Genomic DNA, 21730 nt, shown 5'->3' with positions numbered 1-21730 from the left:
CGCGGCGCATCGATGGCCGCCGCCGGGAGACGATGCGTGGACGAAAGCGAACGGTTCGACGCGGTTATCGTCGGAGCCGGGCATAGCGGCGCGGCGGCGGCGGCGGCGCTGCGGCAGCGCGGCTTCACGGGCAGCCTCGCACTGATCGGGGACGAGCCCGATCTGCCTTATGAACGCCCACCCCTCTCCAAGGACTATCTCGCCGGCGCGCGCGCGAGCGAGCGGCTGCTGATCCGCCCGCCGGGCTTCTGGTCAGACCGCGCGGTGACGATGCGGCTCGGGCAGCGCGTCGTTGCGGTGGATGCGGCCGCGCATCGCGTCGCGCTCGAGGACGGCACCGCGATCGGCTACGGCCGCCTGATCTGGGCGGCGGGCGGCCGCGCGCGTCGGCTCGCCTGCGAGGGCCATGATCTCGCCGGAGTGCACACGGTACGCTGCCGCGCTGACGTCGACCGCATGATCGCCGAGCTACCACGGGTTACGCGGGTCGCTGTGGTCGGCGGCGGCTATATCGGCCTGGAGACGGCAGCGGTGCTCACCGCAATCGGCAAGCAGGTCACCGTCATCGAGGCGCAGCCACGGCTTCTTGCGCGCGTCGCGGGCACCACGCTCGCCGATTTCTACGCCAATGTGCATCGCACGCATGGGGTAGCGCTGCGTCTCGACGCGCAGGTCACCGCGATCACCGGCGCCGCTGGCGTGGCCACCGGCGTCCGCCTCGCTGGCGGCGAGACGATCGCCGCGGAGATGGTCATCGTCGGAATCGGCATCATCCCGGCGGTCGCTCCGCTCGTCGCCGCGGGGGCGGACGGCACGGACGGCGTCATCATCGATGCGCTCTGCCACACCAGCCTGCCCGACATCTATGCGATCGGCGACTGCGCGGCGCATCCGAACGTGTTCGCGAACGGAGCAATCATCCGGCTTGAGTCGGTCCAGAATGCCGCCGACCAGGCAACCACCTTGGCCAAGCATCTCACCGGCACCGACGAGCCTTATGCCGCGGTGCCTTGGTTCTGGTCGACCCAATATGACCTGAAGCTGCAGACCATCGGTCTCGCCGCGGGGCATGACGAGGCGATCGTCCGCGGCGCACCCGAGGACCGGCGGTTCAGCGTGATCTATCGTCGCGCAGGTCGGGTCATCGCCTTGGACTGCGTCAATGCGGCGCGCGACTTCGTACGCGGCCGTGCGCTCGTGCTCGCCGGCGCCACCGGCGACGCGGCCACGCTCGCCGACCCCGCCGTGCCGCTGTGACCGCCAGGCCGAACGACGCACGCTGTGCGCCACTACGGGTTCGCGCCGACGCCCGACCGTAGCGGCGCCGTCTTAGCGCGACGCGATCGTAGCGCCGAGACGTGCCAGACCGCGCTGCGCCAGCAGGTGCGAGGACAAAATGCTACCGTCCGGCAGGTCCATCGCGACCGGTGCATCACCGAGCACCTCACCGTAGAGTGCCCGCGCCTGTGCGGCACGACCCGTGCGGGCGTAGACCGCGGCGAGGTTGAGCTTCAACTCCGGGCGTTCCGGGAAGATCGCCCGCTCGGCGTTGATGGTCTGTTCCGCCTTCGCGAGGCTGCCCGCGGAAATAGCCTGATAGCCGACGCGATCCCGCGCGGCCGCTGGCCCGGCAACCATCATCAGCGCCATTCCGACCAGCGCAACACGACCGATGTCCATCATCCGTCTCCTGTCACTTTCCGCACCAACGATCGGGTTACGGTTTTGTGACATGATGATGTCACTTTTTTGACAGCCGAACAAGGCACAAGCGGTGCTCATCCATTGCGTGGCTGTCCGATACGCACATGAGGAATGCTGATTGTCGTTCCTGTGCCCAGAGGGCTCGCGCGGGAAAATCAGAAGCTTAGTGATAGATCTCGCGAGATGTTGCTGTCACTTGCGCGCAACCATAAGAAAGTATGACGCGCGATGATACGGACTCATGCAGGATCAGGATTATAGCTCTAGTCCCAAAGTTACTGGATGAGCGCGGGATCGGATCAGATTCAGGCTCTGACTGACGCAGCGCGTCCTTGCGGTGAAATCACCTTTTCTATCAGGACTATCATGCTTGCACCCGCCTTTCTGACCGACCATGCTGGGTCGACTGATGGCCGTCGTGACCATCTGCTGAAGCGGAGCGTTGCGGCCCGCCTGCTCACTCCACTGCTCGGCGCGCTCGCGCTGCTGTGGCTCCTCGCCGGCCTGACCTCCTACGCCGCGAACGAGATCCATGACGCCAGCAGCGCCGCGGCGGCGATGCAGGACCGCGTCTTGATGCTTAGCGAGATCCGCTCACTCAGCCGCTCGTTGCAGCGAGACGCGCTCAACCTCGTCACGGAGGACGACCCGGCGGAGCGGCAGACGATCGCGGCAAAATTTGCCGCACGCTCTCGCCAGATGCGTGACGATCTGGCGTCGTTGAAGCGCGACGGTGCACCGGTCGCCTTGCCAGCGGCCTATCTCCCGCTTTCCTACCGTGTCATCGACGCGCTCGAACGGGTCGCGCATCAGGCCGAAAGTGGTGACCGCCGCAGCGCGCTGCTGCGCTTCCACCGCGATGTTCGCCCCCCGGAGCGCGCCGCTTCGAAGGTGGCGGACGCGGAGATCCTTCGGCTCGGCGCCGCCGGAACGGCGCTGCGCGGTACCGCCGATACGATGGAAACGACAGCCGGGCGCGGGCTGGTCGTCGCGGTGCTGCTGCTCACCGCGACCGGGCTCGCCACTGGGCTGATCGTCACGCGGCGCAGCGTGATCTTGCCGCTGCAACAGCTACGCTCGATCATGCACGATCTCGCCGCCAACGGCACGGCGGTCACCGTGCCGCACTTCGCCCGATCCGACGAGATCGGCCAGATGGCCACATCGCTCGCCGACCTGCAGCGGCAGCTGGCGCACGCGGAGGCGCAGAAACGCGCGCAGGCGTGTCAGGTTGTCGAGCAGATCGGCCGCGCGCTCGACTCGCTCGCGCGTGGCGATCTCACCGCGCGGGTGGAAGGCGAGATCGCGGGCGAGTTCGCGAAGCTGGGCGCCGACCTCAACACCGCGATGCTGGCGGTGGCGGGGGCACTCGCAACGGTGCGCACGAGCGCCGGCGAGCTTGCCGCGAGCGCCAATGGCATACGCGCCGCGTCCGACGACCTCTCGCAGCGGACGGAGCGCCAGGCCGCCTCGCTCGCGCAGACCGCGGCGGCGATGCATGAGATCACGCAGACAGTGCAGGAAACTGCCGATACGGCCAGTCTCGCCGACGCTTCCGTAGGAGCCGCCCGTGCCGATGCGGATCGCTTGAGCGAGACAGTCCGTCGCGCCACCGAGGCGATGGGGAGGATCGAGCACTCGTCCACCGAGATCAACGAGATCATCAGCGTCATCGACGGCTTTGCCTTTCAGACCAGCCTGCTGGCGCTCAACGCCGGGATCGAGGCAGCGCGGGCGGGCGACGCCGGGCTGGGATTCGCCGTGGTCGCGAGCGAGGTTCGGGCGCTCGCGCAGCGGTCCGGAGAGGCGGCGCACGATGTCAAGGTGCGGATCACCGCTTCGGTGCAGCAGGTGAAGGTCGGGGTCGATCTGGTGGCCGATGCCAGCGCCGCACTGGAGCGTATCAAGGCGCGCGTGATCGAAGCCGCCGAGCTGGTCGCCGCGATCAACCACGCTGCGCGCGAACAATCCATCGGCCTGCAACAGGTCAACGACGCGGTCGCGCAGATGGACGGATCGACGCAGGATAATGTCGCAATGGTGCAGGAGGCGACCGAGGCGGCGCGCCGCCTCGACGACCTCGTGCGGACCATGACCGAGCAGGTCGAGCGGTTCCGGATCGCGGAGCTACCCACCTCCCCCGCGCGCGAGCTGATCGACGTCCGTCGTTCGTCGTCGATCAGGTGAGTCTGCCGCGGCGTCGGGCGAACCGGATGCGGATGCCGGCCACGCCGGCCTGATGCCGGGATCCCCTTGCTTGCTAGGCGATCCAAAGCGGCCAGCGCAGCGAGCCCAAACGGGAAGGGCGGCCCCTCACGGGACCGCCCTCCACCATTGGAACCTCCGATCAGATGATCAGAATTCCTTGTAGAACTGCTCGTTGCCGACGAACCCCAGCTTGGTGATGTTCGAGCGCTTGATGTCGGCCAGCGTCTGATCGACCACCGAGTAGCGCGTCGCCGGATCGGGCTGGAACTGCAGCTCCGGCTCGGGCGTCATCGCCGCCGACTGATCGAGGTACTGGCGCAGCACCGTCGAATTCACCGGCGTACCATTCCAGGTGATGGTACCCGCGGCGTCGATCGCGATCTTGTTCTTGATCGGATCGACCGGCGGCTTGCGCGCATTGGGATCGTTGACCGGCAGATCGACCTTCACCGCGTGCGTCGGCACCGGCAGGGTGATGATGAACATGATGAGGAGAACGAGCATGACGTCGATCAACGGCGTCGTGTTCATTTCCATCATCGGCTCGCCGTCATCGCGGCCACCACTCATTGCCATGTCAGCTACTCCTGTCCTTCGCCTTAGCCGGCGTCGCCGGTTTTCGGCTGCGAGATGAATCCGACCTTCGCAAAGCCGGCCATCTGCATGTTGTAGATCGTCCCCGCCACGCAGCGCCACGGCGTGTTGACGTCGGCGCGCACATGCGCCTCGGGCAGCTCGAGGTCGGGATTGCCCGCACCGCCCTGCCGATCGATCTCGGTCTTCAGCTTGGCCACGGCGCGATCGAGCAACTCCTGGTGGGTCACCGGGGTGACACCCCAGTAGACTTGGCAGTTGCCGTCGCCTGCCGAGGTGACCGACAGCGAGACGTTCTCTGGCTTGGTCGTGGTCGGGTCGAACCGGACGTTCGGGAGCGTGATGCCCTTGACCGTCTGGATGGCGACCGGAACCGCGATCAGGAAGATGATGAGGAGCACCAGCATGACGTCCACGAGGGGCGTCGTGTTGATGTCCGACATCGGTTTTTCAGCAGCGGAGTCACCGCCAACGCTCATCGCCATGGATCAGGCTTTCCTATTCCTTCGTCCCGCCGCGCCAGGCTCCGTATCGAAGCGCCGGTACGGCGGCAGGTGATCGGCGGAGCCGCCGCACCGGCGGCCCCGCATACCCCTTTGCCTTACGAGCGGGTCTGCACGCCACCGGTCTGGCCGGCGGTCGTGGTCGCCGTCGCGGGCTTCACCGGCGCCTTCGCCGGGGCAGTGCCGAGCGACGGACGCACCGCGCCGTTCGAGGCGAGGAAGCCGAGCACGTCGTTCGAGAAGGCCGACAGGTCCTCCGCGATCGACTTGTTGCGGCGCTGCAGCCAGTTGTACGCCAGCACCGCGGGGACCGCGACGACGAGGCCGAGCGCGGTCATGATGAGCGCCTCACCGACCGGGCCGGCGACCTTGTCGATCGAGGGATCGCCCGACGCGCCGATCTTGATCAGCGCGCGGTAGATGCCGACCACGGTGCCGAACAGACCGATGAACGGCGCGGTCGCGCCGACGGTCGCGAGGAAGGCGAGACCACCGCCCAGCTTCGAGTTGATCGCCGACTCCGAGCGCGCCAGCGAACCGTGCAGCCAGTCATGCGCCTCGACCGGATCGGTCAGCTTCGAGTGCTGCTCCTGCGCCGCCAGACCGTCGTCGACCAGCTGCTTGTAGGCCGAGTTCTTGTCGAGCTTGGCCGAACCCTCGCGCAGCGAGTTGCTGGTCCAGAAGTTCGAGCGCACGCGCTTCGCCTGGTTGATGATCTTCTGCTGCTCGAACAGCTTCGAGAACAGGATGTAGAACGACACCACCGACATGATCACCAGGATGGTGAACACCGACTGCGAGATGATGCCGCCTTCCTTGAGCGCCTGCTGCAGGCCGAACTGGTTCTCGGCTGCCGCGGTCCCACCCGCGGCGAGGATGTTGATGATCATTCTTCGTCTTCCTTAAGCCAAAATGTTGTCGGCAGACGCGTCCGCGCCGCCATGTTCACGCGGATCAATTCTCCGGAAGCACCCAGCGCACCGGAAGGGTGTAGCTGGACGCGATCGGGTTGCCGGCAGCATCTTGCGCGGGCGAGAAACGCACGCGGGCCTTGGCAATGCGGCAGGTCGCCTGGTCGAGCGCCGAGGAATTGCTCGACGTCGTCACCGTACAGTCGGTCACCCGACCGTCCGTGCCCACAGTCAGCTTGGCGACGACACGCCCCTGCTCACCGGCGCGGATCGCCGAGGGCGGGTAATTGTCGGCGCCGAAATACTGGCCCGGGTTACCCTTCAGACCGGCTGCCTTGCTCACCGCTGGCGCCGGGGGCGCAGGCGGTGCCGGGGGCGCAGGCGGTGCGACCGTCGGCGTCGGCACATAGACCGGCGGCGGGGTCGGAACCGTCGCGATCGCGACAGGCGGCGGGTTCGGGTTCTGCACGATCGGCGGCGGCGACACCACCGGCGGCGGCGTCATCGGCACGTCGGGCGGCGGGGGCGGCGGCTCGTCCGGCGGCGGGGGCGGTGGCTCCTCGACGTCAAACGTGTTCAGCTTCTCAACCTGCTTCTTGACGAAATTTGTCGCGAGGCCGGTAACGAAGGCATAGCCGAGAGCGACGTGGATCAGCGCGACGATCACCAGCGCGCCGATCTTCCCTCCGCTCATCTTCTGGTCAGAATAGGCCATTCAGCAACGAAACTCCCTCATCCTGCGGCCCTTTGGTGGCCGGATCGGATCCGGCCGGGGTTGTTAACCGTTCCGTAGCATCCCCAAGGGCAGGCCACAGACCGCCGATTCCTATCGCGCCCGTTTTGGCGACGCAAACGCTTTGTCAGGCGCAACAAACGTACAAACGAACGACGACAGATTTATTTCTGTATCGTTCAGGCGAGTTCACGTACCCAGCGCGCATGATCCTACGCCAGATTCGGACCAAGACGCGAGCCCCTTTGGCTCTCCTCGCAATGGCCGCGGCGCCGCTCGTGCCGACACCGCTGGCCGCGCAGAACGCACCGCCTGCCGCAGCGGCGCCGGTGATCGACTATGCCGCACTCGCTGACCTCGTCGTGCAGAGCCCGTTGATCATCGACGCGTCGATTCGCTCCGCCGCCAAGATCAAAGGGGCCGAGACGAATGGTCTCGCACCGGGACATACACGCTTTTATGTCGAAGCGGACGTCGGCACGCTGGTGCGCGGCAGCACCGCCATCCCGCAGCGCGTTGGCTGGGTCGTCGATGCGGCACCCGACTGGCGCGGCCGTGCGCCCAACCTCAAGAAGCGACGCGTTTTGGCCTTCGCGCGCCCGGTCACGGGGCGGGCCGATCAAGTCCAGCTCGTGACCCCAGACGCGCAGCGCGACTGGTCGCCCGCGCTCGATGCGCTTGCGCGACAGATCGCGCGCGAGGCGAGTTCACCCGACGCGCCGCCGGTGATCACCGACATCCGGAGCGCGTTCCACGTGCCCGGCGCACTGCCCGGCGAGGGTGAAACGCAAATCTTTTTGGCCACGAAGGACAATCGCCCTGCCGCACTGTCGATCCTGCGCCGCCCCGGCGAGCAGCCGCGCTGGTCGGTGGCGCTCAGCGAGATCATCGACGATGCCGCCGCCGCGCCGCAGCGGAACACTTTGCTATGGTACCGGCTCGCCTGCGCCCTGCCCGCCACCCTGCCCGACCGCACCACGGCGGCGCTGGAGCCGGCCGATGCCGCTCAGGCCCGGGCCGACTATCGCTATGTCATCGACCAGCTCGGCCCGTGCCGAAATGATACAGGAATGACCTCGATCAACGGCGATGCCGGACCAAGGTGATTCCGATCGATTCGCCGGCCTCGGCGATGGCGAGTTTGACGATGGCCACTTTCACGCGCCGGACGCGCCGATCCTGGAGGAACAGCGTCTCGGCGATATGATCGGCGACGGCTTCGATCAGGGTAAAGTGACCCGCGGTGGCGAGCGCGTCGGTCGCGGCATGACGCAAGTCGAGGTAGTTCTTGGATGCGGACAGCGGCGTGTCCGGCGCGAAGCGCGCCGGGGCGTCGAGCAGCACGGTGAGCGAGATGCGCAGCGGCTGCGGCAGGTGGGTCTCCTCCGAATAGATGCCGGTGAGCACCTGCACCTCGAGGTCATGCACCTCGAGTTCGAGCGTATCGTCGTCCATCCTCAAGCTCCCGCACCCGGCCGCATCGCGCCCGCAGGTGGCGCGCGGTCGCGGGCTTGTCCAGCGTCGCGGCGCCATCATCGCGATTGCGTTCGGCCGTCGTCCCGCTAAAGCGCCCGGCCGGGCGCGCTGGCCGGTATCGAGGGAACATACGGTGACCGACTTGGTGGCGATCGACACGGTGCCGGCAGCCGCGGTCGAGTCGCTGCTCGACCGCGCCTTCGGGAGCGATCGCCACGCGCGCACCGCGTATAGGCTCCGCGCCGGCACCGAGGCACTCGGCGCGCTCAGCTTCGCGCTGGTGGAGCATGATTCGCTGCTCGGTACAATCCAATGCTGGCCGGTGCGATTCGTCGGTGACGATGGTGCGGAGGTCCCGCTGGTGCTGGTCGGTCCCGTCGCAGTGGCGCCCGAACAGCAGCAGCGTGGTCTCGGCCGTCGCCTCACCGCCGCGGCGCTCACCGCCGCGGATGCACGCGGTCTCGACCTCATGCTGATCGGTGACCCCGAATATTACGGCCGCTTTTTCGGCTTCAGCGCGGAGGCGACCGCCGGGTGGCGGCTTCCGGGTCCGTTCGAGCGCCGTCGCCTGCTCGCGCGCGGGGCCGGCGTGCCACACGCCCCCGGCGTGATCGCGCCGCGCGTTTCTGCCGCGGCCTGAACCGAGCCCGCGCAACCTTTACCGCCGCGCCCGCGCGCCCTAACTGGCGCGCATGCCCCTGGCACCCCCTCCTGACTTCAGCAGCCTCTCCGTTGCCGACATCGCCCGGCTGGTGGAGAGCGATCAGCTGCCGCCGGTAGAGCGCTGGGACCCCGCGCATTGCGGCGACAGCGAGATGCGGATCGCGCGCGATGGCACCTGGTATCACCAAGGCAGCCCGATCACCCGCCCCGCGATGGTGCGTGCGTTCAGTCGCATCTTGCGGCGCGAGCCCGACGGCGGCTACGTCCTCGTCACGCCGGTGGAGAAGCTCGATATCGCCGTGGAGGATGCGCCGTTCGTCGCGGTCGAGCTCAAGGCCGAGGGCGAGGGGCGCGACACTGCACTCGCATTTCGGCTCAACACGGGCGACGTGGTGACCGCCTCGGCGGCACACCCGCTCCGTTTCGTCGAGCGCGCGGATGGTCCGCGGCCGTATTTGCTGGTGCGCGCCGGGCTCGAGGCGCTGGTGGCGCGCCCAATCTATTACGAGCTGGCCGAACGCGCGCTCGCCAGCGACGCGACGCCGCCGGGCGTGTGGAGTGCGGGCGCCTTCTTCGCGCTCGAACCGCAATGACGACCTTGGCCGAGCGGCTCGCCGCCGCGCTCGTCTCCGACGAGCAGACCGCGCTCATCGCGGGCGACGACGGCGACCTGTCGAACGGCGTCGCGCTCACCGCGGCGGCGGTGCTGGTGGCGGTGACCGATCGCGCGCGACCAGGCGTGCTGCTCACGCAGCGGACCGAGACGCTGCGGCGCCATGCCGGACAGATCGCCTTCCCCGGTGGTCGGCTCGATCCCGGCGAGGATGCGGTCACCGCCGCGCTACGCGAGGCCGAGGAGGAGATCGCGCTGCCGCGCACCGTGGTGGAGGTGATCGGCGCCTCGGATCGGTATCGCACCGGCACCGGCTTCGACGTTACCCCGATCGTCGGGGTCGTACCGCCCGATCTCCCGCTGGTGCCGAGCGAGGCGGAAGTGGCGGACGTGTTCGAGGTCCCGCTCGACTTCCTGCTCGACCGCACCAACCACCAGCCGCGCACCGCGACCTGGCAGGGCCGCGAGCGCGCCTATTACGAGCTGCTGTGGGGCGAGCGCCGGATCTGGGGCGCCACCGCCGGGATGATCGTCAACCTTTCGCGGCGGCTGCGATGGGCAGCGTGACGCTGCCCGCCGCACCGTGGCGCGCGCGCGCCGGACTGGCGCGACTCACCGACGCGCTCGACGCAGCCGGCGGGCACGCGCGGTACGTGGGCGGCGCGGTGCGCGACACGCTGCTGGGCCTGGAAGTCGCGGATGTCGATCTCGCAACGCCGTTTCACCCAGACGAGGTGGTGCGACGGCTGGAGGCGGCGGCAATCCGTGCTGTCCCGACGGGAATCGCACATGGCACGATCACCGCGATCAGCGAGGGCACCGTGGTAGAGGTTACCACGCTGCGCCGCGACGTCGCCACCGACGGGCGCCACGCCGTCGTCGCCTTTGCGCAGGACTGGCGCGAGGACGCGGCGCGGCGCGATTTCACGATCAACGCGCTCTACGCCGACCCGCGCACCGGCGCGGTGTTCGACTATTTCGACGGGCTGGCGGACCTGGCGGCTCGACGCGTCCGCTTCATCGGCGACCCACACCGGCGCATCGCCGAGGATCACCTCCGCATCCTGCGCTTCTTCCGCTTCCATGCGCGCTTCGGCGAGGCGGTCGACGCGGACGGGCTCGCCGCCTGTGTCGAGCGCGCCAACGATCTCATGGCGCTGAGCCGCGAGCGGGTCGCCGCAGAATTGCTCAAGCTGCTGGTGGCGCCGGGTGCGGTCGCCGTGGTCCGGCTGATGCACGAACACGGGATCTTCCGCCCGGTGCTGCCCGAGATCGACGCTGCCGGGGTGGCGCGTCTCGACGCGCTGGCGGAGCGCGAGCGCGCCGCCGACGTGGCGCCGGACGCGATCCGGCGCCTCGCCGCGTTGCTGCCGGCGAGCGCAGCCGACTCGGTCGGCGCGCGGCTCAAGCTCTCGAACGTGGATCGCAAACGGCTGGTCCAAGCCGGCACGGGTGCCGGCGACGAGGGCGCGCGCGCGCTCGGCTATCGCGTCGGCACGGCGATGGCGCTCGATCGCCTGCTGCTCGCCGGCGCGGACGTAAGCGCGCTGCGTGACTGGTCGCCGCCGCGGCTTCCGCTCGGCGGGGGTGCGCTGGTCGCGCGCGGGCTGACCCGCGGTCCCGACGTGGCACGCGTGCTCAAGCGGATCGAGGATCGCTGGATCGCGGAAGGCTTCCCGGACGACGCCCGCGTCGACGCCATCGCCGACGCGGAGGTCGCTCAGGCGTTGCGCGCCACCAGGAACGCATAAGCGGCGTCCGCGTCGAGGGGTCGCGCATAGGCATAGCCCTGCCCATAGGTGCAGCCGAGCGCCCCGAGCGTCTGGCCGAGCTCCACCGTCTCGATGCCCTCCGCCACCGTGTCCATCCCCAGTGCCTTGGACAGGCCGAGGATCGCACGCACGATCGCGAGCTGGTCACGGTCGGTCAGCATGCCGGTGACGAAGCTGCGATCGATCTTGAGCAGATCAATTGGCAGCGAGTGGAGCGAAGCGAGATTGGAAAAGCCGGTGCCGAAATCGTCCATGGCGATGACGGTGCCGAGTTCTTTGAGCGCCATCAGCACGCCCGCGATCCGGTCCGGGTCGGCGACGATCGCGCTTTCGGTCAGCTCGAGCTTGAGTCGGCCGCCGCCCAGACCCGCCGCCGCAAGCGCGCGCTCGACCATGCCCGGGATCGAGTCGCGCTGGAACTGGATTGGCGACACGTTGACCGCCACTGACACCCCGCAGTGCCCGCCCGACTGCCGGTCCCATCCGGCGAGCGTCTGCATCGCGCGATCCAGCGCCCATCGTCCGAGCGGTACGATCAGACCTGATTCCTCCGCCACCGGGATGAAGCGCACCGGGGGACAGCTCGCGCCCTGCTCGTCGGTCCAGCGCGCCAGTGCCTCGAAGCCGCTCACGCGTCCGGTCGCGAGATCGAGGATCGGCTGGTAGACGAGGTGGAGCTGCTCGTTCTCGATCGCGCGCCGCAGCGCGGTCTCCATCGCAAATTCCTCGCGCGCGCTGTCGAGCGCACGGGTCTGATAGGCTTCCGCGCTCTTGGTCGACTTGGAGCGCTTCATCGCCACCTGGGCATGCCGGATCACGTCCTCGGCGTCGCCGATCGCCGGGTAACCAAAGGCGATACCGATCGCGCACGAAACGCGCAGCTCAAAGTCGCTCAGCCGGAACGGCGTGGCCAGCGCCTCGCGGATGCGGCGCGCGACATGATCGGCCTCATGGTCGTTCTGGTCGAGCGTCAGCAGCACGCCGAACTCATCGCCACCGGTGCGTGCCAGCACGTCGCGACCGCGCAGCGCGCCCTTGATCCGGCGCGCCACGGTGATCAGCAGCTCGTCCCCAGTCAACGAACCGAGGCAGGCGTTGAAGCGGCTGAAGCGCTCGAGATCCACCATCAGCACCGCCCAGCGCGGGGCACCCTCGCCGATCATGGCCTCCAGCGCGTCAGTGAAACCGCCGCGGTTGGGCAGCCCGGTGAGGCTGTCGGTCGTCATCTCACGCCGCAGCGTCTCCTCGGTCCGCACCTCGGCGGTCTGGTCGACGAATGACACCACCGCAGTGGGCTCGGGACGGTTCGGGATCAGCGCGAAGCTCAGCCGATAGTGACGGCGCTCAACGGCCTCGCCGGTGGACCAGTTCACATCGGCGCGATCGTGCCCGGTGCGCAGGAAGGAGAGGATCAGAGGATCGATCGCGCGCTCATGTTGCAGACCGGCGCGCGTGAACGCCCGGTTGCTGTTCTCGTAATCGAGTCGTCCCGCGCGGAGCCGCGCAACCACGAGCGGGATCGGCACGAGCTCAAGCGCCCCCTGCGCGACGCTCAGCCCTGAACCGGGCGTGGTCGCGGCAAGGCTGTACACGACGGAGCCCGAATCGGGTTCCGTCGCCAGCAGGGGAGAACGCGTTGCCATCGCGTTCTGCCTTAGATCGCAACGGTTAAGGCCAGCTTACGGCGACCGATCGACGCCCGCCCAAGCAAACGCCACGCGACATGCCGCGTCCCAGGACGAGACACGATCCGAGAGCGACGTCGCCGGCGCCTCGCTCAGAAGCGATTGTCGCGCGGAAATCCGGTGGGCGGCATCCGGCCCGCCGCCCCGCGCGCGGTGCGCCAAGCAGAAAGGTCTGGCTCGGTGCGGATGCGGCCGCTGCCGCCGCCCATCGCCCAGCTGAGCCCCTCGGCGAACACCAGGGTCCGCGCGTCGGCGAGCCCGCCTTCGCGATAACGCTGTAGCTGCACCCCCTGCCCGCGCGTCATCTCAGGCAGGTCGACGATCGGGAAGAGCGCGAGCTTGCGATTGTCGCCGATCACCGCGACGAAATCGTCGCCCGGTGACACCGGACGCACCACGATTAGCCGTGCGCCCGGCTTCGGCGTCATCACCGTCTTGCCCTTGCGCGTCTCGGCGATCACCTCCGCACTCGGCACGATGAACCCGCGCCCGTCGCTCGCGGCGATCAGCAGCCGCTCCGCCGCGCCGGCGCGCAGCAGCGCCACCACGGGCACGCTGCCGTCGAGATCGATCGAGGCGCGCACCGGTTCACCGAAGCCGCGACCGCCCGGCAGCTTGTCCGCCGACAAGGTGAAGAATCGCCCGTTCGCCGCAGCCAGCAGCAGCTTGTCGGTGGTGTGCGCGTGAAAGGCATAGGCCGGGCCGTCGCCTTCCTTGAATTTCATCGTCTCGGGCGCGGAGAGATCGACATGCCCCTTCATCGCGCGGATCCAGCCGCGCTCGGACATGATCACTGAGATCGGCTCGCGCTCGATCATCGCCTCCAGCGGGATCTCGCGCGCTGCCGCCTGCTCCTCGATCGTGGTGCGACGCGCACCCAGCTTGGTCTCCGCGCCGTAGCGATCGCGCACCTTGGCGAAGTCGCGCTTCAGTCGCGTGCGCTGGCGCGCCTCCGAACCGAGCAGCTGGGTGAGCGTCTCCTGCTCCTTGGTCAGCGCATCACGCTCGCGGCGCAGCTCCATCTCCTCCAGCCGGCGCAGCGAGCGCAGCCGCATGTTGAGGATCGCCTCGGCCTGGCGATCGGTGAGCTCGAACTCCGCCATCATCACCGACTTGGGCTCCTCTTCGGTGCGGATGATCTCGATCACGCGGTCGAGGTTGAGGAAGGCGATGATATAGCCGCCGAGCAGCTCGAGCCGGTCGGCGATCTTGCCGAGCCGGTGCTCGGTGCGCCGGCGCAGCACGACGAACTGATGCTCGACCCAAGCGGCGAGCGCCTCGCGCAGCGACATCACGCGTGGCGTGCGATCTTTGTCGAGCACGTTGAGGTTGAGCGGGATCCGCGTCTCCAGGTCGGAGAGCCGGAACAGCCCGTCCATCAGCACCTGCGCATCGACGGTGCGGCTGCGCGGCTCGAGCACCAGCCGGATCTCGGCATCGCTCTCGTCACGCACGTCGGCGAGGATCGGCAGCTTGCGATCGTTGATCAGCGCGGCGATCTGCTCGATCAGCTTGCCCTTCTGCACGCCGTACGGGATCTCGCTGACGACGATCGTCCAGCCGCCGCCCTTCTCGCGCTCGACTGCCCAGCGCGCGCGAACGCGGAAGGCGCCGCGCCCGGTGGCATAGGCCTCGGCGATGATCGCAGGCGCGTCCACCAACAGACCGCCGGTGGGAAAGTCGGGGCCGCGGACATGCGCGAGGATGGCGGCGTCGTCTGCGTCGGGCTTGTCAACCAGCAGGATCGCGGCCTCGAGCAGCTCGGCAGCGTTGTGCGGCGGCACGCTGGTCGCCATGCCCACCGCGATCCCCGCCGCGCCGTTGGCGAGCAGATTGGGGAAAGCGCCGGGAAACAGCTCGGGCTCCTGCTCCTCGCCGTTATAGGTCGGGCGGAACTCGGCGGCGTCCTCGTCGAGCCCGTCCATCAGGTCGATCGCGACCTGCGTCAGCCGCGCCTCGGTATAGCGATAGGCGGCGGCGTTATCGCCGTCGATGTTGCCGAAATTGCCCTGGCCATCGACCAGCGGATAGCGCAGCGCGAAATCCTGCGCGAGCCGCACCATCGCGTCATAGACCGACTGGTCGCCGTGCGGGTGATACTTACCGATCACGTCGCCGACGACGCGCGCGCATTTCTTGTAGCCTGCAGCGGGATCGAGACGCAGCAGCCGCATCGCCCACAGCAATCGACGATGCACCGGCTTGAGTCCGTCACGCACGTCCGGCAGCGATCGCGCCGTGATCGTCGACAGCGCGTAGACGAGATAACGCTCCGACAGCGCGCTGTCGAACGGTGCGTCAAACACGCCGACCGGCGGGTTGTCGGGAGGGAGAGCGGTTGCGTCGGTCGCCATGGCTCCCGCTGCTAGCAGCGCGAGGCGGCGTTCCACAACCGTTCCGCGCGCGCGTCAACCCGCGGCGGTGACCCGATCACGCGCCAGCGCTTCCGTCAGCCACTCACGGAACCGGCGGATCTTGAGCACTTTGGCACGTGCCTCCGGATAGACCAGCCAATAGGCCTCGCGCATCGACGACACTTGCGCGAACGGGCGCACCAGGCGCCCCCTAGTCAGGTCGTTATGCCAGAAGAACGGCGTCAGCATCGCCACGCCCTGTCCGGCGATGGCGGCATGACCTTCGTGCGCCTGCGAGTCGAGCCGCATCCCGGTGCGCTTCGCCTCGACCACGTCCAGCCCCGCTTCGCGCAGCCAATGCGCCCACCACGGGTCCTGCGCGCTGATCAGTGGGAGGTGGAGCAAGTCGGCGGCGGTCAGCCGGCCGCCGTGCGCCGCCAGGAAGTCGGGCGAGCACATCGGCGTGAAATCGAGCGGCAGGAGCTCATGCTGGGCCAGCCCGGCCCAGCCGCCCGGCCCCGAGCGGATCGCCACGTCCACCTCATCGGCGGCGAAATCGGCGAGCGCGTTGCTGGTCCACAAGCGCACCGCGGTGGACGGGTGCGCGAGGTGGAAGCCGCCGAGTCGCCACGCCAGCCACGTGTTGGCGAAGGTGTTGGTGACCGAGACGGTCAGCACCGCCTCGTCCTCGGCGCGCAGCCCGGCAAAGGCGGCATCGATCGAGTCGAACGCGGCGGTCAGCTGCGCGCTGGCGCGGCGCCCTGCCTCGGTGAGCGTTACGCGGCGTCGGTCACGGCGGAAAAGCGGAACGCCAAGCCGCTGCTCGAGTAGCCGGATCTGATAGCTCACCGCTGCTTGGGTCATCCCCAGCTCGCCCGCGGCCGCGGTGAAATTCTCGTGGCGCGCGGCGGCCTCGAACACACGAACGGCGGCGAGCGGCGGGAGCTGACGCATCCCTTCATCATAAGCGTGGCTTATCGACGGTGAACAGCTCTTTGTTGGCGCGCCTCGGCCGCGAGGCGCACCTACTAGGCTCCAGCGATGGAGGTCATCATGAACATGGATTTCGAGAGCGAAGCTTTTGCCCGCCATCATGAAACGCTGTCGGGCGGTATCCACACTTTCGTCGAGACATTGCTCGCGGGCATCACGGCGCTGCAGCGCCGGCGCTTCGCCGCACCCTGGCGGGCGGCGCCGCGGCGGATGCGCTGAGCGATCACCGCCGCGCTTTCCGGGACGAGCGGAGGCGCGGCGGGATCGATCAGCGCGGATCGTGCGCTACACGCCGGTGCGCCGGTGCGCCTCGGGCCGCCGCGCATCACGCCACGCACGGGAGCCGCTGTTTGCCACGTTACGGGATGATCGACGGACTGCGCGGCTTCTTCCTCGTGTTCATGCTGATCAACCATCTCGTCTTCCAGGGCGAGCTCTGGCTGCAGCGCGTCAATCACAATCAATTCGCCTATGTCGAGGATGCGCAGGGCTTCGTCTTCCTGTCCGGGCTGATGATCGGGCTGGTCTACGGTCGCAAGATGCTTAGGCTGGGCGCGCCCGCGGCGAGCCGGCTGGTGTGGGCGCGCGCGTTCGAGCTGTATCGCTATGCCATCGGGATCGTCATGGCGGTGCTGCTCGCGCGGCTGGTGCTGCCTGACGCGGCGCGGCTGTGGGGCAATTGGCTTGGTCATACCAGCCTCACCGGCGAGCCGCTGCGACTCTTCGCGATCGCCACCTTCGTGTTCCAGCCCACCGTGATGGACATTCTGCCACAATATGTCCTGTACATGCTGGTCGCGCCCTCGGTGCTGAAGCTGTGCCTCGACGGGCGGGTCGCGCTGGTGGCCACCGTCTCGGGGCTGCTATGGCTCGCCGGGCAGCTCGGCTTCCAGCACGCGCTGACCGATCCGCTCGGGCGCTGGTTCACCGCCTCGGACGGCCAGGGACTACGCGCCGGCTTCAACCTGCTTGGCTGGCAGATCGTCTTCTTTTCCGGGATGATCGCGGGGGCGCTGACAGCGTCCGGGCGGATCGACTGGTACCGGCTGTTCCGTCCCGAGGCGAGCGGGGCGGCCAAAATCGCTCTCGCAGTGTGCCTGTTCTTCTTGCCCGTCCGCCTGCTCACCGCGCGCGGCATCCTGCCGGACGTGGCGATCAAGCGGATCGAGGTACTTGAGGTCCGCGCCGACTTCAGCCTGGTCTATCTCGTCAATTTCATCGCGGTGGCGATCGGGTTGGCATGGCTGGTGATTGCCGGCCCGGACCATGCGCGCGCCTGGGTGCGGCAGGTCGCCGGTGCGGTGCGCGGGCTGTTCTCGCTGCCCTTCCTCCGCCTGCTCGGACGCCACTCGCTTTACGTCTACGTCTGGCACGTCGCGATCGTGTACGGCGTCTACTATGTCGACCAGCTGTACGGCCCTTTTCCCGTGTGGGCGCGGACGCTGGCCGCGGTGGTTGGCGTGGCGCTGCTGACCCTGCCCGCGCTCTGGCGCGAGCGCGGCAGGCCCGCCGCCGCCGAGCCCCAGCGCTTGCCGAGCGAGGCGCGCTCGTGAGCCGCGCGGCACTTGCCGCCGCGCTGCTGCTCGCGTCATGCTCGTCGACGATGACAGCCCCGAGCGCGCCGCACCGACCGTTGACCTGGGCCGACCTGACCGCGCGCCCGCGCCCGTCGCCCGACCGCACCTTCTCCTACGGCAGCGACTCGATGCAGAAGGTGGACGTGTGGCTGCCGCGCGGCGCTCGGCCCTATCGCACCGTGATCATGGTTCACGGCGGCTGCTGGCAGACCGAGATCGCCGACCGGAAGCTGATGAACTGGGTCGCCGACGACCTGCGCGGGGCGGGCTACGCGGTGTGGAACATCGACTATCGCGGCGTCGACCGCGCCGGCGGCGGCTACCCCGGCACGTTCGCGGACGCCGCCGCCGCAACCGACCTGTTGCGCGCGGAAGGACCGGCACTCGGTCTCGACCTCAACCGCGTCGTTGCGGTCGGCCATTCCGCCGGCGGCCATCTCGCCTTGTGGCTGGCAGGGCGCGCGCGGCTGCCGGCCGATAGCACGCTGCGCCGCGCCGACCCGTTGCCGATCGCGCACGTCATCAGCCTCGGCGGCCTGCCGGACCTGGAGGCGACCGGCGCCAGTCCCGACAACGGCTGCGGCACCGCGGTGGTGGGGCGGCTGGTCGAGGGCGGCCGCGCCGATCCCTATGCCGACACGTCGGTCACCCGACTCCTGCCGCTCGATGTGTCGCAGGACCTCGTCAACGGGCGCGAGGATCGCATCATCCCCTATCGTCTCGCCACCGATTACGTCGCGCGGGCGCGAACCGCGGGCGACCGGGTGACGCTCCACACCGTGCCGGCGACGGGCCATGTCGAGCTGATCGCACCCGAGAGCGCCGCCTGGGCTGAGACCAAGCGCCTGCTGGCACGGGCCTTCGCGCGCTAAGGCGATTTGCAGCGCCCCACCCGTTACCCTATAGGCCGGATGATTCCCGCCCCGGCTGTGCGATCTGCTCCGCCGGGGCGTTCCTTTTCGAGGGTGAGCGATGGCACGGCGGCGGCAGATCTACGAGGGCAAGGCGAAAATCCTCTACGAGGGTCCCGAGCCCGGCACGTTGATCCAATATTTCAAGGACGACGCCACCGCCTTCAACGCGCAGAAGAAGGGCACGATCAACGGCAAGGGCGTGCTCAACAACCGCATCAGCGAGCATATCTTTACTTTGCTCGACCATATCGGCGTGCCGACGCACTTCATCCGCCGCCTCAACATGCGCGAGCAGCTGATCCGCCAGGTCGAGATCGTCCCGATTGAGGTGGTGGTGCGCAACGTCGCCGCAGGCTCGCTGTCGAAGCGGCTCGGCATCGAGGAAGGCGTCAAGCTGCCCCGCACGATCCTCGAATATTATTACAAGGATGACGCGCTCGGCGATCCGATGATCTCGGACGAGCATATCGCCGCCTTCGGCTGGGCCAGCCAGGACGAGATGCACGACATCGCCGACCTGGCGATCCGCGTGAACGACTTCCTCAGCGGCCTGTTCGCCGGCGTTGGCATCCGGCTGGTCGACTTCAAGCTCGAGTTCGGCCGCATCTGGGACAATGATTACAGCCGCATCATCCTGGCGGACGAGATCAGCCCCGACGGCTGCCGACTGTGGGACATGGAATCGAATGAGAAGCTCGACAAGGATCGCTTCCGCCGCGACCTGGGCGGCGAGGTCGAGGCCTATCAGGAGGTCGCGCGCCGGCTCGGCCTGTTCCCCGAGGGCGGCGAGACCGCGGTGCTCGACATGGAAAGCCATCGCAAGCGCCGCGGCAAGTGATCGCGTCCGCACCGCGGTGGGAGGTTGCCCCGCGCGGCGCGGCGCGGCATAGCGCGCGACCATGAAACTCCGCATCTATGTCACGCTCAAGCCCGGCGTGCTCGACCCCCAGGGCAAGGCGATCGAGCACGCGCTCGCCGGGCTCGGCTTCCAGGGCGTGGCCGGCGCGCGCGTCGGCAAGCTGATCGAGCTCGACGTCGCCGAGGGGACCGCCGACGCGGACATTGACGCGATGTGCCGGCAGCTGCTCGCCAATACCGTGATCGAGAATTACCGGATCGAGCGCGCGTGAAGACAGCGGTCATCGTCTTTCCGGGCTCCAACTGCGATCGCGATATCGCGGTCGCGCTCGAGCGGGTGACCGGGCGCGCGCCAGAAATGGTGTGGCATCGCGACACCGAGTTGCCCGAGGCGGTCGGCCTTGTCGCGGTGCCGGGAGGCTTCTCCTACGGCGATTATCTGCGCTCCGGCGCGATGGCGGCGCGGTCGCCGATCATGCGCGCGGTGGCGAACGGGGCCGAGCGGGGCCTGCCCGTGCTGGGCGTGTGCAACGGCTTCCAGGTGCTGACCGAGGCAGGGCTGCTGCCGGGCGCGCTGATGCGCAACGCCGGGCTCAACTTTGTCTGCCGCGACGTGACGCTGGCGGTCGACAACGCGCAGAGCGCCTTCACCAGCCGCTATGCCGCGGGCGAACGGGTGGTGTTCCCGGTGGCGCATCATGACGGCAATTACGTCGCCGACGCGGAGACGCTCGACCGACTCGAGGGCGAGGGCCGAGTCGCGTTCCGCTACGCCGAGCCGGTGAACGGCAGCGCGCGCGACATCGCGGGCGTGCTGAGCGCGCGAGGCAACGTCCTCGGTTTGATGCCGCACCCCGAGCGGCGGGTCGAGCCCGCGCACGGCGGCGACGACGGTCGGCGGCTGTTCGAGGGACTGATCGAGACGGTCGGCGCCTGAGCGGCGCTTTTGGTGAAGCGTGCGCCGGCTCACACCCGCGCGCGAAACGGAGTGAACTTCGTGTCGCGGTCATAGACGTCTACGCCCTCGACCCGCTTCAGCCAGCCGACCACCAGATAGGTCAGCGGCGTCAGCGCCGCCTCCCAGCTCGTCTTCAGCCCCCATTGCGTGAACAGCACGACCACCACCAGATGCGGCGTCCAGCCCGGCGCACCAAGGAAGGCGAGCGGGTAGAAGATGAGGCTGTCCACGCCCTGCCCCGCAATCGTCGAGCCGATCGTGCGCATCCACAGGTGGCGTCCCTCCGTCATCACCTTCATGCGCGCGAGCACGTAGGAGTTGACGAACTCGCCCGCCCAGAAGGCGCACATGCTGGCGAAAACGATCCGCGGGACTTGGCCGAACACCGCCTCATAAGCGGCCTGGTTGCCCCAGTCGGGCGCGGGCGGCAGCGCCACCACCACCCAGGCCATCGCCGCCATGAAGACGGTGGCCGCGAAGCCGACCCAGATAACGCGCCGCGCGTGCGCATAGCCGTACACCTCGGTGAGCACGTCGCCGATGATATAGCTCACCGGGAAGAACAGGATTCCCGCGCCAAACGGCCAATCGCCGATCCCGGGCAGCGCCACCCGCGCGACCTTGCCCGCGCCGAGCACGTTGGAGAGCAACAGGATCGCGACAAAGGCCGCCATCACCAGGTCATAGTAGCGGAAAGGCGTCGCCGTGACGCGCGCGGCGTCGGTCGGCGGCAGGGTACGCAAGGGCTCGGCCATGCGCGCGATCATGCCGGCCATTCCTTCCGGCTTCAATCCGCGCTAGGCGCTGCGGCGGGCGCCCGTAGCTCAGCTGGATAGAGCAAGGAGCTTCTACCTCCTTGGTCGGGGGTTCGAGTCCCTCCGGGCGCGCCACCCTCTTTCACTACTCGCCCCGAGCGGCGGCACGAACATAACCTAACATCATAAGTCTACTAGTATGGTTGATGTGCCTTAACCAAATTCAATCAATGATGAGAGACGGCCGTCAGCTCGCGATAACATGGATTTTGCGGGTCTTCTTGTGAAGACGCCTGTTCGAACCTGCGATCGCCTGCGCCCGCGAGCATCTATCCGCTTCATGACTGCGCGTTGTACTTAGCGCTACGACAGGCCCAACGCGCGATTTACCTATGTTTAGTCAAATTGCCGTACCCGTCCCGCATGGTTGTGCCGCGTGTCCAGCGGACCCGCGTGTGC

23 protein-coding genes and 1 tRNA gene are annotated in these 21730 nt (G+C 68.3%); 14 read left to right on the top strand and 10 right to left on the bottom strand.

What is annotated here, in order from left to right:
- The first annotated feature begins 12 nt into the window (after positions 1 to 12).
- Positions 13 to 1257 carry an NAD(P)/FAD-dependent oxidoreductase gene (locus tag ACMGDM_RS10955; RefSeq protein WP_436804150.1) on the top strand — a complete coding sequence of 415 codons (1245 nt, stop codon included), beginning with the start codon at positions 13 to 15 and terminating at the stop codon, positions 1255 to 1257.
- Positions 1258 to 1329: 72 nt separating this feature from the next.
- Here ACMGDM_RS10955 and ACMGDM_RS10950 read toward each other — a convergent pair whose 3' ends face one another.
- Positions 1330 to 1782 carry a tetratricopeptide repeat protein gene (locus ACMGDM_RS10950; RefSeq protein WP_436804149.1) on the bottom strand — a complete coding sequence of 151 codons (453 nt, stop codon included), beginning with the start codon at positions 1780 to 1782 and terminating at the stop codon, positions 1330 to 1332.
- Between the two features lie 288 nt (positions 1783 to 2070).
- Here ACMGDM_RS10950 and ACMGDM_RS10945 point away from each other — a divergent pair, with 288 nt between their 5' ends.
- Positions 2071 to 3891, top strand: a complete 1821-nt coding sequence (locus ACMGDM_RS10945; RefSeq protein WP_436804148.1) for a methyl-accepting chemotaxis protein — start codon at positions 2071 to 2073, stop codon at positions 3889 to 3891.
- Between the two features lie 168 nt (positions 3892 to 4059).
- Here ACMGDM_RS10945 and ACMGDM_RS10940 read toward each other — a convergent pair whose 3' ends face one another.
- The 4 genes from ACMGDM_RS10940 to ACMGDM_RS10925 form a co-directional block, all read right to left on the bottom strand.
- A complete protein-coding gene (locus ACMGDM_RS10940) occupies positions 4060 to 4488 on the bottom strand; it encodes an ExbD/TolR family protein (protein ID WP_436804147.1) in 429 nt (142 codons plus the stop codon).
- Positions 4489 to 4511: 23 nt separating this feature from the next.
- Positions 4512 to 4991 (bottom strand): ExbD/TolR family protein, encoded by a 480-nt coding sequence (locus tag ACMGDM_RS10935; protein ID WP_436804146.1) that lies wholly within the window; start codon positions 4989 to 4991, stop codon positions 4512 to 4514.
- A 116-nt stretch (positions 4992 to 5107) separates the two neighbouring features.
- Complete coding sequence (locus tag ACMGDM_RS10930) at positions 5108 to 5899, bottom strand: MotA/TolQ/ExbB proton channel family protein (RefSeq protein WP_436804145.1); 792 nt, start codon at positions 5897 to 5899, stop codon at positions 5108 to 5110.
- A 64-nt stretch (positions 5900 to 5963) separates the two neighbouring features.
- Complete coding sequence (locus ACMGDM_RS10925) at positions 5964 to 6635, bottom strand: energy transducer TonB (protein WP_436804144.1); 672 nt, start codon at positions 6633 to 6635, stop codon at positions 5964 to 5966.
- Between the two features lie 125 nt (positions 6636 to 6760).
- Between ACMGDM_RS10925 and ACMGDM_RS10920 the strand changes: the two genes are divergently transcribed.
- The gene (locus ACMGDM_RS10920) at positions 6761 to 7759 is read left to right on the top strand and encodes a hypothetical protein (protein WP_436804143.1); all 999 of its coding nucleotides are present in this window, start codon (positions 6761 to 6763) and stop codon (positions 7757 to 7759) included.
- Here ACMGDM_RS10920 and ACMGDM_RS10915 read toward each other — a convergent pair.
- Positions 7734 to 8108 (bottom strand): dihydroneopterin aldolase, encoded by a 375-nt coding sequence (locus tag ACMGDM_RS10915; RefSeq protein ID WP_436804271.1) that lies wholly within the window; start codon positions 8106 to 8108, stop codon positions 7734 to 7736. The two genes, ACMGDM_RS10920 and ACMGDM_RS10915, sit on opposite strands and share 26 nt — an antisense overlap.
- Positions 8109 to 8262: 154 nt before the next feature.
- On the opposite strand from ACMGDM_RS10915, the gene ACMGDM_RS10910 reads away from it, so the two are divergent.
- Genes ACMGDM_RS10910 through ACMGDM_RS10895 form a run of 4 tightly spaced genes read left to right on the top strand, consistent with a single transcriptional unit; the run spans position 8263 to position 11156 of the window.
- Positions 8263 to 8769, top strand: coding sequence for a GNAT family N-acetyltransferase (locus ACMGDM_RS10910; RefSeq protein ID WP_436804142.1), 507 nt, complete (start codon positions 8263 to 8265; stop codon positions 8767 to 8769).
- A 52-nt stretch (positions 8770 to 8821) separates the two neighbouring features.
- Positions 8822 to 9385, top strand: coding sequence for a DUF1285 domain-containing protein (locus ACMGDM_RS10905; RefSeq protein WP_436804141.1), 564 nt, complete (start codon positions 8822 to 8824; stop codon positions 9383 to 9385).
- Positions 9382 to 9972, top strand: a complete 591-nt coding sequence (locus ACMGDM_RS10900) for a CoA pyrophosphatase (protein WP_436804140.1) — start codon at positions 9382 to 9384, stop codon at positions 9970 to 9972. Before ACMGDM_RS10905 ends, ACMGDM_RS10900 begins: the two co-directional genes overlap by 4 nt.
- Complete coding sequence (locus ACMGDM_RS10895; RefSeq protein WP_436804139.1) at positions 9960 to 11156, top strand: CCA tRNA nucleotidyltransferase; 1197 nt, start codon at positions 9960 to 9962, stop codon at positions 11154 to 11156. Before ACMGDM_RS10900 ends, ACMGDM_RS10895 begins: the two co-directional genes overlap by 13 nt.
- Here ACMGDM_RS10895 and ACMGDM_RS10890 read toward each other — a convergent pair.
- The 3 genes from ACMGDM_RS10890 to gcvA all read right to left on the bottom strand — a co-directional run bounded on the left by ACMGDM_RS10890 (position 11126) and on the right by gcvA (position 16170).
- A complete protein-coding gene (locus ACMGDM_RS10890; protein ID WP_436804138.1) occupies positions 11126 to 12820 on the bottom strand; it encodes a putative bifunctional diguanylate cyclase/phosphodiesterase in 1695 nt (564 codons plus the stop codon). The two genes, ACMGDM_RS10895 and ACMGDM_RS10890, sit on opposite strands and share 31 nt — an antisense overlap.
- A gap of 134 nt (positions 12821 to 12954) precedes the next feature.
- On the bottom strand, positions 12955 to 15216 hold the full coding sequence (parC, locus tag ACMGDM_RS10885; RefSeq protein ID WP_436804137.1) for a DNA topoisomerase IV subunit A: 2262 nt from the start codon (positions 15214 to 15216) through the stop codon (positions 12955 to 12957).
- A gap of 54 nt (positions 15217 to 15270) precedes the next feature.
- Entirely contained in the window at positions 15271 to 16170 is a 900-nt protein-coding gene (gene gcvA / locus ACMGDM_RS10880) for a transcriptional regulator GcvA (RefSeq protein ID WP_436804136.1), read from the bottom strand.
- Positions 16171 to 16269: 99 nt separating this feature from the next.
- Here gcvA and ACMGDM_RS10875 point away from each other — a divergent pair, with 99 nt between their 5' ends.
- The 6 genes from ACMGDM_RS10875 to purQ all read left to right on the top strand — a co-directional run bounded on the left by ACMGDM_RS10875 (position 16270) and on the right by purQ (position 20495).
- The gene (locus ACMGDM_RS10875; RefSeq protein WP_436804135.1) at positions 16270 to 16428 is read left to right on the top strand and encodes a hypothetical protein; all 159 of its coding nucleotides are present in this window, start codon (positions 16270 to 16272) and stop codon (positions 16426 to 16428) included.
- A gap of 131 nt (positions 16429 to 16559) precedes the next feature.
- A complete protein-coding gene (locus tag ACMGDM_RS10870) occupies positions 16560 to 17762 on the top strand; it encodes an OpgC family protein (RefSeq protein ID WP_436804134.1) in 1203 nt (400 codons plus the stop codon).
- Complete coding sequence (locus ACMGDM_RS10865; RefSeq protein ID WP_436804133.1) at positions 17759 to 18658, top strand: alpha/beta hydrolase; 900 nt, start codon at positions 17759 to 17761, stop codon at positions 18656 to 18658. The genes ACMGDM_RS10870 and ACMGDM_RS10865 overlap by 4 nt, the downstream gene beginning before the upstream one ends.
- Before the next feature lie 100 nt (positions 18659 to 18758).
- Positions 18759 to 19538, top strand: coding sequence for a phosphoribosylaminoimidazolesuccinocarboxamide synthase (purC, locus tag ACMGDM_RS10860; RefSeq protein WP_132907417.1), 780 nt, complete (start codon positions 18759 to 18761; stop codon positions 19536 to 19538).
- A gap of 61 nt (positions 19539 to 19599) precedes the next feature.
- Entirely contained in the window at positions 19600 to 19830 is a 231-nt protein-coding gene (purS, locus tag ACMGDM_RS10855; RefSeq protein ID WP_436804132.1) for a phosphoribosylformylglycinamidine synthase subunit PurS, read from the top strand.
- Positions 19827 to 20495 (top strand): phosphoribosylformylglycinamidine synthase subunit PurQ, encoded by a 669-nt coding sequence (gene purQ, locus ACMGDM_RS10850; protein WP_436804131.1) that lies wholly within the window; start codon positions 19827 to 19829, stop codon positions 20493 to 20495. Before purS ends, purQ begins: the two co-directional genes overlap by 4 nt.
- A 29-nt stretch (positions 20496 to 20524) precedes the next feature.
- On the opposite strand, the gene ACMGDM_RS10845 is transcribed toward purQ, so the two are convergent.
- Entirely contained in the window at positions 20525 to 21271 is a 747-nt protein-coding gene (locus tag ACMGDM_RS10845) for a queuosine precursor transporter (RefSeq protein ID WP_436804270.1), read from the bottom strand.
- A gap of 58 nt (positions 21272 to 21329) precedes the next feature.
- On the opposite strand from ACMGDM_RS10845, the gene ACMGDM_RS10840 reads away from it, so the two are divergent.
- Positions 21330 to 21406 (top strand) — tRNA-Arg (locus tag ACMGDM_RS10840).
- The last annotated feature ends 324 nt before the right edge of the window (positions 21407 to 21730 follow it).

Origin of the sequence: Sphingomonas larreae, from assembly GCF_051400595.1 — a bacterium.
GTDB lineage: Bacteria > Pseudomonadota > Alphaproteobacteria > Sphingomonadales > Sphingomonadaceae > Sphingomonas.
Note: the sequence above shows the minus strand (reverse complement) of the source record. Positions and strands in the feature narration are given on the sequence as shown.

Excerpts from the sequence above, each read along its gene's own strand:
- ACMGDM_RS10955 (WP_436804150.1), top strand. The coding sequence starts at position 13 with ATGGCCGCCGCCGGGAGACGATGCGTGGACGAAAGCGAACGGTTCGAC.
- ACMGDM_RS10950 (WP_436804149.1), bottom strand. The coding sequence starts at position 1,782 with ATGAGCACCGCTTGTGCCTTGTTCGGCTGTCAAAAAAGTGACATCATC.
- ACMGDM_RS10945 (WP_436804148.1), top strand. The coding sequence starts at position 2,071 with ATGCTTGCACCCGCCTTTCTGACCGACCATGCTGGGTCGACTGATGGC.
- ACMGDM_RS10940 (WP_436804147.1), bottom strand. The coding sequence starts at position 4,488 with ATGGCAATGAGTGGTGGCCGCGATGACGGCGAGCCGATGATGGAAATG.
- ACMGDM_RS10935 (WP_436804146.1), bottom strand. The coding sequence starts at position 4,991 with ATGGCGATGAGCGTTGGCGGTGACTCCGCTGCTGAAAAACCGATGTCG.
- ACMGDM_RS10930 (WP_436804145.1), bottom strand. The coding sequence starts at position 5,899 with ATGATCATCAACATCCTCGCCGCGGGTGGGACCGCGGCAGCCGAGAAC.
- ACMGDM_RS10925 (WP_436804144.1), bottom strand. The coding sequence starts at position 6,635 with ATGGCCTATTCTGACCAGAAGATGAGCGGAGGGAAGATCGGCGCGCTG.
- ACMGDM_RS10915 (WP_436804271.1), bottom strand. The coding sequence starts at position 8,108 with ATGGACGACGATACGCTCGAACTCGAGGTGCATGACCTCGAGGTGCAG.
- ACMGDM_RS10905 (WP_436804141.1), top strand. The coding sequence starts at position 8,822 with ATGCCCCTGGCACCCCCTCCTGACTTCAGCAGCCTCTCCGTTGCCGAC.
- ACMGDM_RS10900 (WP_436804140.1), top strand. The coding sequence starts at position 9,382 with ATGACGACCTTGGCCGAGCGGCTCGCCGCCGCGCTCGTCTCCGACGAG.
- ACMGDM_RS10895 (WP_436804139.1), top strand. The coding sequence starts at position 9,960 with ATGGGCAGCGTGACGCTGCCCGCCGCACCGTGGCGCGCGCGCGCCGGA.
- ACMGDM_RS10890 (WP_436804138.1), bottom strand. The coding sequence starts at position 12,820 with ATGGCAACGCGTTCTCCCCTGCTGGCGACGGAACCCGATTCGGGCTCC.
- parC (WP_436804137.1), bottom strand. The coding sequence starts at position 15,216 with ATGGCGACCGACGCAACCGCTCTCCCTCCCGACAACCCGCCGGTCGGC.
- gcvA (WP_436804136.1), bottom strand. The coding sequence starts at position 16,170 with ATGCGTCAGCTCCCGCCGCTCGCCGCCGTTCGTGTGTTCGAGGCCGCC.
- ACMGDM_RS10875 (WP_436804135.1), top strand. The coding sequence starts at position 16,270 with ATGAACATGGATTTCGAGAGCGAAGCTTTTGCCCGCCATCATGAAACG.
- purC (WP_132907417.1), top strand. The coding sequence starts at position 18,759 with ATGGCACGGCGGCGGCAGATCTACGAGGGCAAGGCGAAAATCCTCTAC.
- purS (WP_436804132.1), top strand. The coding sequence starts at position 19,600 with ATGAAACTCCGCATCTATGTCACGCTCAAGCCCGGCGTGCTCGACCCC.
- ACMGDM_RS10845 (WP_436804270.1), bottom strand. The coding sequence starts at position 21,271 with ATGGCCGAGCCCTTGCGTACCCTGCCGCCGACCGACGCCGCGCGCGTC.